The following is an 11750-nucleotide window of genomic DNA, read 5'->3' as shown; positions in this document are numbered from 1 at the left end:
GTCAGTCCAATTCTGCTTTTAAATAGTTTAAAACCTTTTCCAGATTGTCTAAGGACACTTTGGCAAATTGATAAGGACAGGCACCCAAGTATGCCTCTTCAAAGAAGTCCAAGTCCAGTTGACTGTGTTTGAGACTGGCGATTTTAGGATACTGTCTCAGGTCTAGCAATAAACCATCGTGTAGGGGATAATGAGGAAGGGGACAAGGTGTTTTAGCTAGTCTTTCCTCGATTTGTTTTTGGTAAGCTTCCTGATTGGATAAGCGAGCTAGACGGTTTTTCTCAAATAATTGACTGTCAATATAGAGTGACAGGGCCTTTTGCATGATGAGGTTGCTATCGTAATCTAGGATATTTTTGTAGGCCACAAAGGCTTCCTTGATAGCATTTGGAAGGATGAGTGCTGTTATCCGCAGAGCTGGAAAGAGGCTGGTTGAGAAGGACTTGATATAAATGACGCGCTCCTCTGTATCCAGATAGTGGAAGGTCTGGCCCTTCTTGGAGTCCAAATCACCCAGATAGTCGTCCTCTACGATATAGACACCATACTTGGCAGCTAAGTCAAGAATAGCTCGTTTGTCCTGCTCAGAGTAGGAATGGCCTAGGGGATAGTGAAATCGAGGAATGGTATAGAAAAACTTAATTTTTCCAGTCTGGAAATTGACTTCCAGTTCCTTCAAGTCAATCCCATCAATGCCTCGTTCAATCGTTTGATAGTCTAAGCCTTGAGCAATCAAGAGACGATTCATCCGATGGTAGGTCGGCTGTTCCACCAAGATTTCCTTGGCTTGGCTAGGGAAGGATATTTGAGAAAGGATAAACAAGGCTTGCTGGGTTCCAGAAGTCAGTACAAGTTGATCAGCCTTGCAGTAGAGGGCTTGGTCAAAGAGGAGTTTATGAATGGACTGCCTTAAGTCTTCTAATCCTTCTTGGTTGTCATAGTAGTTGAAGAGGTAGTTTTCCCGGCCAATCAAGGTTTCATTGATACAGAGTCGGAAATCGTCATAGGCACTGGCATGTTCGTCCGTAACCTCAATTTCTAGGTCCTGGTGTTGCCCTTGTTCTAGGACATAGTAGCCACTCTGGGGCTTGGAATAGAGGTATTGTTCGTGCCGTAATTCCAGTAGGGCGCGTTGAATGGTGTCCTTGCTACAGTGAAAGTCAAGGCTCAGTTGACGGATAGAAGGCAGGCGGCTACCCGTCGGAAAACGTCCAGACTCGATACCGTTTTTTAGATAGGAAATGACCTCTTGGTACTTGCTTTGTTTCTTCATTCCAAACCTCCCTTGATTTTGTTACATTGTACCCTTTTTTTTCCTTCTTGGCAATGTCTAGGGTGTTTCTCTCGTTCACATATAAAGCTAAATGTGGTATACTTAGGAGTAAGATTTATAGAATAACAGACAAGAAAGTGAATGGATAAGAACGTGCAGGAACCAGTGAAATTATTTCAATACAATACCCTTGGAGCCTTGATGGCCGGCCTTTATGGTGGTACTATGACAGTAGGAGAATTGCTAGAACATGGTGACCTTGGTTTGGGAACCTTGGATTCCATTGATGGAGAATTGATTGTCTTGGATGGCAAGGCTTATCAGGCCAAAGGCTCAGGAGAGCAACCGGAAATTGTGGAAGTGTCACCAGATGCCCTTATTCCTTATGCAGCAGTAGTACCACATCAGGCAGAGGTCATTTTCCGCCAGCGCTTTGAGATGACGGACAAGGAATTGGAAGAGCGAATCGAGTCTTATTATGACGGGGAAAATCTTTTCCGCTCTATCAAGATTCGGGGAGAATTTTCGCATATGCATGTGCGTATGATTCCCAAGTCGACACCAGATACCAAGTTTGCTGATGTCGCAACCCATCAACCTGAATATAGTCGTGACAATGTGACGGGAACCATCGTTGGTTTCTGGACGCCAGAGATTTTCCATGGAGTCAGTGTGGCAGGCTACCATCTCCACTTCATTTCAGATGATTTGACCTTCGGTGGGCATGTCATGGACTTTGTCATCAAGGAAGGGATTATCGAGGTGGGAGCGGTTGACCAGTTGGACCAACGTTTCCCAGTCCAAGATCGTCAATACTTGTTTGCTAAGTTCAATGTTGACGAGATGAAAAAAGATATTGAAAAGGCGGAATAGGAGAAGAAAATGACCATTCATATTATCATTACCATGGTGCTGTTGCTAGCTTTTCTGTTTGGGAGCATTTGGTATGCCAAAAAGAAATACCAGATTAATCTAGCTGTCTTGGGCTTGGGGGCTGTTGCTTTCTTTGTCTCTTCACAGATTTTGGAAAAACTGGTGCATATCTTAGTTTTGCATCCTCAAAAAGACGGTAGTATTGCCCTCTTGCAGGATCATCCACTTGTCTATATCATCTATGGCCTAGCCATGGCAGCATTTTTTGAGGAAACTGCTCGTCTTGTTTTCTTCAAATGGTTGGAGAAAAAGAGAAGTTTGGAAAAGGCAGATGCCTTGGCTTATGGGTTAGGTCATGGTGGCTTGGAGTTGATTTTCCTAGGTATTACCAGTTTGCTCAATCTCTACTTCGTTCTCTCAGCAGTTCAAACGCAGGATCCACAGGTCATGCAATTACTGTCTGAAAATATGTTGAAAACCATTCAGTCGCTATCAGTCTGGCAGATTTATTTGCTTGGTTTTGAGCGAATCTTGGCGCTAGGTTTCCAATTACTCTTGACTGTTTGGGTTTACCAAGCTGTTCGCCAGAAGAAATGGATTTATCTCCTAGCAGCCTATGGCCTGCACGCCTTCTTTGACCTGGCACCATCTCTAGTCCAAGTTGGCTGGCTGACCAATCCAGCCTTGGTGGAAGTGGTTCTAGCACTAGAGCTCGTTCTGATCGCCTATGGAACCAAGGCAATCTTTTGCAAAAAATCATAAGAAAAAGAGGGGAAACCTCTTTTTTTGTTTAAAATAAGCCCAAGATTTTTTTAGGGTCGTCAAATGTCTCTAAAAATGGTATAATGGAATGAATTTTGTAAAAGGAAGAGTGACATGTCTGTAAGAGAAAAAATGCTTGAAATCTTAGAAGGAATTGATATCCGTTTTAAGGAACCCTTGCATAGCTATAGTTATACAAAAGTAGGTGGAGAGGCCGATTATTTGGTCTTTCCACGAAATCGTTTTGAGTTGGCTCGCCTTGTTAAATTTGCCAATCAAGAAAATATCCCTTGGATGGTTCTTGGAAATGCTAGCAACATCATCGTTCGTGATGGTGGAATTCGTGGATTTGTCATCTTGTGTGACAAGCTCAATAATGTTTCTGTTGATGGCTATACTATTGAAGCAGAAGCTGGGGCTAATTTGATTGAGACAACTCGCATTGCCCTTCGTCATAGTTTGACTGGTTTTGAGTTTGCTTGTGGCATTCCAGGGAGCGTTGGCGGTGCTGTCTTTATGAATGCAGGTGCCTATGGTGGCGAGATTGCCCATATCTTACAGTCTTGTAAAGTCTTGACTAAGGACGGAGAAATCGAGACCCTGTCTGCAAAAGATTTGGCTTTTGGTTACCGCCACTCAGCCATTCAGGAGTCTGGTGCAGTTGTCTTGTCAGCTAAATTTGCCCTAGCCCCAGGAACCCATCAGGTTATCAAGCAGGAAATGGACCGCTTGACGCACCTGCGTGAACTCAAGCAACCTTTGGAATACCCATCTTGTGGCTCGGTCTTTAAGCGTCCAGTCGGGCATTTTGCAGGTCAATTAATTTCAGAAGCTGGCTTGAAAGGTTATCGTATCGGTGGTGTTGAAGTGTCTGAAAAGCACGCAGGATTTATGATCAATGTCGCTGATGGAACGGCCAAAGACTACGAAGATTTAATTGAGTCTGTGATTGAAAAAGTCAAGGAACACTCTGGCGTTACTCTTGAGAGAGAAGTCCGTATTTTAGGTGAAAGCAAGTAGGAAGTTTTAATTAAAAAGCTGCTACTATGTCATGGAAAGGGGGTGAAAGCCTATCGTTAGTGCAGAAGTATGTAGGCAGTTCAATCTCCTACACGAGGTAGTAGCGGCCTGACAGAGCCCTGATCTGTTAATCTATGGAAAAGAAGGAATAAATAACAATTGAAAAAACCAATTATTGAATTCAAAAGCGTCTCTAAAGTTTTTGAAGACAGCAACACCAAGGTTCTCAAAGACATCAACTTTGAGTTGGAAGAAGGGAAGTTCTATACTCTTCTAGGCGCATCTGGTTCAGGAAAATCAACCATCCTAAACATCATTGCAGGTTTACTGGATGCGACGACAGGAGATATTTTGCTGGATGGTGTCCGTATCAATGACATCCCAACCAACAAGAGAGACGTGCATACGGTCTTCCAATCCTATGCCTTGTTTCCACATATGAATGTGTTTGAAAATGTTGCCTTTCCGCTCCGCTTGCGCAAGATTGATAAGAAAGAAATCGAGAAACGCGTAGCGGAAGTTCTCAAGATGGTTCAGTTGGAAGGTTATGAAAAACGTTCCATCCGCAAACTTTCTGGAGGACAACGTCAGCGTGTAGCTATTGCCCGTGCCATCATCAACCAACCTCGTCTGGTCTTGTTGGACGAGCCTCTGTCAGCGCTGGACTTGAAATTAAGAACAGATATGCAGTATGAGCTGCGTGAACTGCAACAACGATTGGGCATTACCTTTGTCTTTGTCACTCACGATCAGGAAGAAGCCCTGGCCATGAGTGACTGGATTTTCGTTATGAATGATGGCGAGATTGTCCAGTCTGGAACACCTGTGGACATCTACGATGAGCCGATTAACCATTTTGTTGCCACCTTTATCGGTGAGTCAAATATCTTGCCAGGTACCATGATTGAAGACTACTTGGTTGAGTTTAATGGCAAACGCTTTGAAGCGGTCGATGGTGGGATGAAGCCAAATGAACCTGTTGAGGTCGTTATTCGTCCAGAGGACTTGCGGATTACCCTTCCTGAAGAAGGCAAGCTCCAAGTTAAGGTGGATACCCAGCTCTTCCGTGGAGTTCACTATGAAATTATCGCCTATGACGAGCTTGGAAATGAATGGATGATCCACTCAACCCGTAAGGCCATTGTGGGTGAGGAAATCGGTCTGGACTTTGAACCAGAAGACATCCATATCATGCGTCTCAACGAAACCGAGGAAGAGTTCGATGCCCGTATCGAAGAATACGTGGAAATCGAAGAGCAAGAAGCAGGTCTGATCAATGCAATCGAGGAGGAAAGAGATGAAGAAAACAAGCTCTAAACTCTTTGTAGTGCCCTACATGCTCTGGATTGCCCTCTTTGTATTGGCACCCTTGGTCTTGATTTTCGGTCAATCCTTTTTCAACATTGAAGGACAATTCAGTTTAGAAAATTATAAGTCTTATTTTGCGTCACAAAACTTGACCTACCTAAAAATGAGTTTCAACTCTGTACTCTATGCAGGAATTGTGACCTTTGTGACCTTGCTTATCAGCTATCCAACAGCCCTCTTTTTGACCCGTCTCAAGCACCGTCAACTCTGGCTCATGCTGATTATCCTGCCGACTTGGATCAATTTGCTCCTCAAGGCCTATGCTTTTATCGGGATTTTTGGTCAAAATGGCTCTATTAACCAATTCTTGGAATTTATCGGAATCGGTTCACAGCAATTGCTCTTTACCGATTTCTCCTTTATCTTTGTCGCAAGCTACATCGAGCTTCCCTTTATGATATTGCCAATTTTCAATGTCTTGGACGATATGGATAACAACCTTATCAATGCTAGCTATGACCTCGGTGCGACCAAGTGGGAGACCTTCCGTCATGTCATCTTCCCTCTATCGATGAATGGTGTGCGAAGTGGGGTTCAATCCGTCTTTATCCCAAGTTTGAGTCTCTTCATGCTGACCCGTTTGATTGGTGGGAACCGCGTTATCACGCTGGGAACAGCCATTGAGCAGAACTTCCTGACCAATGACAACTACGGTATGGGTTCAACCATCGGTGTGATTCTCATCCTGACCATGTTCATCACCATGTGGGTGACCAAGGAAAGGAGAGAACGATGAAAAAATTTGCCAACTTTTATCTAGGACTGGTCTTTCTTGTCCTCTACCTGCCGATTTTTTACCTGATTGGCTATGCCTTTAATGCAGGCAATGACATGAATAGCTTTACAGGCTTTAGCTTGAGCCATTTTAAAACTATGTTTGGGGATGGTCGTCTCATGTTGATTGTGACTCAGACCTTTTTCTTGGCCTTTCTATCAGCCTTGATAGCGACCATTATCGGGACTTTTGGAGCTATTTACATTTACCAGTCTCGTAAGAAATACCAAGAAGCCTTTCTATCACTCAATAATATCCTCATGGTTGCGCCTGATGTTATGATTGGTGCCAGCTTCTTGATTCTTTTTACTCAGCTCAAGTTTTCACTTGGCTTTTTGACCGTTCTTTCTAGTCACGTGGCCTTCTCGATTCCTATCGTGGTCTTGATGGTCTTGCCTCGACTCAAGGAAATGAACGGTGACATGATTCATGCGGCCTATGACCTTGGTGCCAGTCAATTTCAGATGTTCAAGGAAATCATGCTTCCTTACCTGACTCCGTCTATCATTGCAGGTTATTTCATGGCCTTCACCTATTCGTTAGATGACTTTGCTGTGACCTTCTTTGTAACAGGAAATGGCTTTTCAACCCTGTCAGTCGAGATTTACTCTCGTGCTCGTAAGGGGATTTCGCTAGAGATCAATGCCCTGTCTGCCCTAGTCTTTCTCTTTAGTATTATCCTAGTTGTTGGATATTACTTTATCTCACGTGAGAAGGAGGAGCAAGCATGAAAAAACTCTATTCATTTTTAGCAGGAATTGCAGCCATTATCCTGGTCTTGTGGGGAATTGCGACGCATATAGATAGTAAAATCAATAGCCGAGATAGTCAAAAATTGGTTATCTACAACTGGGGAGACTATATCGATCCAGAACTCTTGGAGCAATTCACAGAAGAAACAGGCATCCAAGTCCAGTATGAGACCTTTGACTCCAACGAAGCCATGTATACCAAGATTAAGCAGGGTGGAACGACCTACGATATTGCCATCCCAAGTGAATATATGATTAACAAGATGAAGGACGAAGACCTCTTGGTACCGCTTGATTATTCAAAACTTGAAGGTCTTGAAAATATCGGACCAGAGTTTCTCAACCAGTCCTTTGACCCAGGAAATAAATACTCTATCCCTTACTTCTGGGGAACACTGGGAATTGTCTACAATGAAACCATGGTAGAGGAAGCGCCTGAGCATTGGGATGACCTCTGGAAGCCTGAGTACAAAAACTCTATCATGCTTTTTGATGGGGCGCGTGAGGTCCTGGGACTCGGACTCAACTCCCTTGGCTACAGCCTTAACTCCAAGAATCCACAGCAGTTGGAAGAGACAGTGGATAAGCTCTACAAGTTGACTCCAAATATCAAGGCCATCGTTGCCGACGAGATGAAGGGTTACATGATTCAGAACAACGCTGCTATCGGTGTGACCTTCTCTGGTGAAGCCAGCCAAATGCTGGAGAAAAATGAAAACCTCCGCTATGTGGTACCGACAGAGGCCAGCAACCTTTGGTTTGACAATATGGTTATTCCCAAAACAGTCAAAAACCAAGATGCCGCCTATGCCTTTATCAACTTTATGTTGAAACCCGAAAATGCTCTTAAAAATGCGGAGTATGTGGGCTATTCAACACCAAACCTACCAGCCAAGGAACTACTCCCAGAGGAGAAAAAAGAAGACAAGGCCTTCTATCCAGATGCTGAAACAATGAAACACCTGGAAGTTTATGAGAAATTTGACCATAAATGGACGGGCAAATATAGCGACCTCTTCCTACAGTTTAAAATGTATCGGAAGTAGGAGTTAGAAGTCACAAAACGAATCAGTCAAGCTGGTTCGTTTTTTTAAAAATAAAAGGCAATTTTCGTAACGGTATCTTTTTCTATGATAGTTGCTTATTTTCTTTCTCAGTAGTATACTAAGTTTAACCTTACAGAAAGCGGTAATAAATAATGAAAATATCTACTTTTTTCAAAAAATTTTCTTGGCCAGCCTTTTTGACTGTTCAGCAAACTGTTATACTATTCTCTCTAAAGGATGGATTGGATCGACAATACCTAACAACTGATTCCATACATTTGGTGATAGGGTTCTTTATATTTGTAAATATTTTCGAAGCTATCTTTAACAATTCAAAACTTTGGAATAAAAGTTGGGATAAAAAGAGTGATAGTAGTAAGAAAAAATATGTTCTGAAAAAGTAATCTGATATGTAGGAAATGGGTTATTAAATGGGTATCATTTCCAGTTGACGCAAGCTTAAAAAAACGTTATAATAAGAAAGTTGAGAATTGATTTTCAATTGTCTTAGTCCAGAGAAATGGCGGTGCTGCGAGCCATCTAAGCTAGAAAGTCATGCTACTCAATCATACAATTGCATAAGAATAAGAGAATGACAAGTTCATTGAATGAAGGTGGTACCGCGGTTTTTCGCCCTTCGTGATATGAGCTTGTCTTTTGATTTTTGGAGGTGTTGATGAAAACATTTCTTGTCAAACAAAAGTTTCGTCTTGGAGGCGAACGCTTCGCTATCAAGGATGACAGGGGAGAAATCGCCTATCAGGTGGAGGGATCATTTTTTAAGATTCCCAAAACTTTTACCATCTATGATGCGACTGGTGAACAAGTCAGTCAGATCAGTAAAGAAATCTTGACCTTGCTTCCTCGTTTTGAGATTCAGCTTCGGGATGGCTCGAGTTTTGTCATTCGCAAGAAGTTGACCTTCTGGCGAGATAAGTATGAGTTTGATAATCTGGGTCTTCGTATCGAGGGAAATATCTGGGATTTGAATTTCAAATTGCTGGATGATCGCGATCAGTTGATTGCGGAAATTAAGAAGGAACTTTTCCATCTGACCTCTACCTATACCGTAACGGTTCTGGAGGACGCTTATGCAGACCTAGTCATTTCCCTCTGTGTCGCGATTGACTATGTGGAAATGCTGGAAAGCCAATCACATTAAACAAGTAAATAAGGAGACAATATGAAACAACTATCTAGTGCACAAGTACGCCAAATGTGGCTTGATTTCTGGGCGACAAAAGGTCACTCAGTAGAACCATCAGTAAGTTTGGTTCCTGTAAATGACCCAACTCTTTTGTGGATCAACTCTGGGGTAGCAACCCTTAAGAAATACTTTGACGGGACCATCATCCCTGAAAATCCACGTATTACCAATGCCCAAAAGGCTATCCGTACCAACGATATTGAGAACGTAGGGAAGACTGCACGTCACCATACCATGTTTGAAATGTTGGGTAACTTCTCTATCGGTGATTACTTCCGTGACGAAGCCATCACTTGGGCTTATGAGCTTTTGACAAGCCCTGAATGGTTTGACTTCCCAGCTGAGAAACTTTACATGACCTACTATCCAGATGATAAAGATTCTTATAACCGCTGGATTGAGGTGGGAGTGGACCCAAGTCATTTGATTCCAATCGAGGACAACTTCTGGGAGATCGGTGCAGGACCTTCTGGACCTGATACAGAGATTTTCTTTGACCGTGGAGAAGCTTTTGACCCAGAAAATATCGGTCTTCGTCTCCTTGCAGAAGATATTGAAAACGACCGTTACATCGAAATCTGGAACATCGTTTTATCACAATTTAACGCAGACCCTGCTGTTCCTCGTAGCGAATACAAGGAATTGCCACACAAGAACATTGATACGGGCGCTGGTTTGGAGCGTTTGGTGGCCGTTATCCAAGGGGCTAAGACCAACTTCGAAACGGACCTCTTCATGCCAATCATTCGTGAAGTGGAGAAATTGTCTGGTAAGGTCTATGACCAAGATGGCGACAACATGAGCTTTAAAGTTATCGCTGACCACATCCGTTCACTTTCATTTGCCATTGGGGATGGTGCCCTTCCAGGAAATGAAGGTCGTGGTTATGTCCTTCGCCGTCTTCTCCGTCGTGCTTCTATGCATGGTCAAAAATTGGGAATCAACGAGCCTTTTCTTTACAAACTGGTTCCAACTGTTGGAAAAATCATGGAAAGCTACTACCCAGAAGTGCTTGAAAAACGTGACTTTATCGAAAAAATCGTTAAGAGCGAGGAAGAGTCATTTGCTCGTACCCTTCACTCAGGTCAACACTTTGCCCAAGGAATCGTAGCAGACTTGAAAGAAAAGGGACAAACTGTCATTGCTGGATCAGATGTATTCAAACTTTATGACACTTATGGCTTCCCAGTTGAATTGACTGAAGAAATCGCTGAAGAAGCTGGTATGACTGTGGACCGTGAAGGCTTTGAAGCAGCCATGAAAGAACAGCAAGAACGTGCGCGTGCGTCAGCTGTTAAGGGTGGCTCAATGGGGATGCAAAATGAAACCCTTCAAAACATCACTGTAGAAAGTGTCTTCAACTACAATGCTAGCCAATTGTCTTCTAAATTGGTGGCTATCGTGGCTGACAATGCAGAAGTAGAAGCTGTGTCAGAAGGAACTGCCTCACTTATCTTTGCGGAAACGCCATTCTACGCTGAAATGGGTGGACAGGTAGCTGACCATGGACAAATCTTGGATGAGGCTGGTTCAGTTGTGGCTACTGTGACAAATGTTCAAAAAGCTCCAAACGGACAAGCTCTTCATACAGTTGAAGTCCTTTCACCGCTTGCTTTGAACCAAGAATATACCTTGGCAATTGATACAAATCGTCGTCACCGTGTTATGAAAAACCATACTGCGACTCACTTGCTTCACGCTGCTCTTCACAATATCCTTGGAAACCACGCAACACAAGCAGGATCTCTTAACGAAGTTGAATTCCTTCGCTTTGACTTTACCCATTTCCAAGCAGTGACTGCTGAAGAATTGCGTGCCATTGAACAGCAAGTCAACGAAAAAATCTGGGAAGCTCTTGAAGTTAAGACAGTTGAAACAGATATTGACACTGCTAAGGAAATGGGTGCTATGGCTCTCTTTGGTGAGAAATACGGAAAAGAAGTCCGTGTTGTTACTATCGGTGACTACTCTATCGAGCTTTGTGGTGGTACCCACGTTGGCAACACTTCTGAAATTGGTCTTTTCAAGATTGTCAAAGAAGAAGGGATCGGTTCAGGAACTCGCCGTATCTTGGCAGTGACTGGTAAGGAAGCCTTTGAAGCCTACCGTGAACAAGAGGATGCTCTTAAAGCTGTCGCAGCAACCTTGAAAGCACCTCAAGTTAAGGAAGTTCCTCACAAGGTAGAAGGCCTTCAAGAACAACTTCGTCAATTGCAAAAAGAAAATGCTGAGTTGAAAGAAAAAGCCGCAGCTGCAGCCGCAGGTGACATCTTCAAGGATGTTAAGGAAGTCAATGGTCACCGTTACATTGCTAGCCAAGTATCTGTATCTGATGCTGGTGCCCTTCGTACTTTTGCGGATAACTGGAAACAAAAAGACTACTCTGATCTTCTTGTCCTAGTTGCTGCTATCGGTGACAAAGTCAATGTCCTTGTAGCAAGCAAGACAAAAGACCTTCATGCAGGAAACCTTGTCAAAGAATTGGCACCAATCGTTGATGGACGTGGTGGTGGTAAACCAGACATGGCCATGGCAGGAGGAAGCAACCAAGCTAAGATCCAAGAATTGTTGGATGCAGTAGCAGGTAAATTGTAATCAAGTAAAGATCTATCCATTTGGGTAGGTCTTTTTTGTGAATAGAAAAAAGCCAAATCTGCTTGGACCTGGCTCGGTT

Annotated in this window: 11 protein-coding genes; 10 read left to right on the top strand and 1 reads right to left on the bottom strand. The window is 43.2% G+C overall.

Annotation, left to right across the window (positions count from 1 at the left end; genetic code table 11):
• Position 1: 1 nt before the first annotated feature.
• Positions 2-1273 carry a PLP-dependent aminotransferase family protein gene (locus tag ACLV7Q_RS05470; RefSeq protein ID WP_218758016.1) on the bottom strand — a complete coding sequence of 424 codons (1272 nt, stop codon included), beginning with the start codon at positions 1271-1273 and terminating at the stop codon, positions 2-4.
• Positions 1274-1414: 141 nt separating this feature from the next.
• On the opposite strand from ACLV7Q_RS05470, the gene budA reads away from it, so the two are divergent.
• The 10 genes from budA to alaS all read left to right on the top strand — a co-directional run bounded on the left by budA (position 1415) and on the right by alaS (position 11671).
• Positions 1415-2146, top strand: a complete 732-nt coding sequence (gene budA / locus ACLV7Q_RS05465) for an acetolactate decarboxylase (RefSeq protein ID WP_218758017.1) — start codon at positions 1415-1417, stop codon at positions 2144-2146.
• A 9-nt stretch (positions 2147-2155) separates the two neighbouring features.
• Entirely contained in the window at positions 2156-2908 is a 753-nt protein-coding gene (locus ACLV7Q_RS05460) for a YhfC family intramembrane metalloprotease (protein WP_218758018.1), read from the top strand.
• Between the two features lie 114 nt (positions 2909-3022).
• Positions 3023-3928 carry a UDP-N-acetylmuramate dehydrogenase gene (gene murB / locus ACLV7Q_RS05455; RefSeq protein WP_055356681.1) on the top strand — a complete coding sequence of 302 codons (906 nt, stop codon included), beginning with the start codon at positions 3023-3025 and terminating at the stop codon, positions 3926-3928.
• Positions 3929-4087: 159 nt separating this feature from the next.
• Positions 4088-5245, top strand: a complete 1158-nt coding sequence (locus tag ACLV7Q_RS05450; protein WP_218758019.1) for an ABC transporter ATP-binding protein — start codon at positions 4088-4090, stop codon at positions 5243-5245.
• Positions 5226-6032 (top strand): ABC transporter permease, encoded by an 807-nt coding sequence (locus ACLV7Q_RS05445; RefSeq protein WP_000753801.1) that lies wholly within the window; start codon positions 5226-5228, stop codon positions 6030-6032. Before ACLV7Q_RS05450 ends, ACLV7Q_RS05445 begins: the two co-directional genes overlap by 20 nt.
• Entirely contained in the window at positions 6029-6802 is a 774-nt protein-coding gene (locus tag ACLV7Q_RS05440; protein WP_218758020.1) for an ABC transporter permease, read from the top strand. Before ACLV7Q_RS05445 ends, ACLV7Q_RS05440 begins: the two co-directional genes overlap by 4 nt.
• The gene (locus tag ACLV7Q_RS05435) at positions 6799-7869 is read left to right on the top strand and encodes an ABC transporter substrate-binding protein (protein WP_218758021.1); all 1071 of its coding nucleotides are present in this window, start codon (positions 6799-6801) and stop codon (positions 7867-7869) included. The genes ACLV7Q_RS05440 and ACLV7Q_RS05435 overlap by 4 nt, the downstream gene beginning before the upstream one ends.
• A gap of 152 nt (positions 7870-8021) precedes the next feature.
• Entirely contained in the window at positions 8022-8273 is a 252-nt protein-coding gene (locus tag ACLV7Q_RS05430; protein ID WP_050253419.1) for a hypothetical protein, read from the top strand.
• A gap of 272 nt (positions 8274-8545) precedes the next feature.
• Complete coding sequence (locus ACLV7Q_RS05425; RefSeq protein ID WP_000847067.1) at positions 8546-9031, top strand: LURP-one-related/scramblase family protein; 486 nt, start codon at positions 8546-8548, stop codon at positions 9029-9031.
• Between the two features lie 21 nt (positions 9032-9052).
• Positions 9053-11671, top strand: coding sequence for an alanine--tRNA ligase (gene alaS / locus ACLV7Q_RS05420; RefSeq protein ID WP_218758022.1), 2619 nt, complete (start codon positions 9053-9055; stop codon positions 11669-11671).
• Positions 11672-11750: the final 79 nt, after the last annotated feature.

It is taken from the genome of Streptococcus mitis (assembly GCF_965111725.1).
Lineage (GTDB): Bacteria > Bacillota > Bacilli > Lactobacillales > Streptococcaceae > Streptococcus > Streptococcus mitis_DV.
This window is presented reverse-complemented; position numbering and strand designations above follow the sequence as displayed.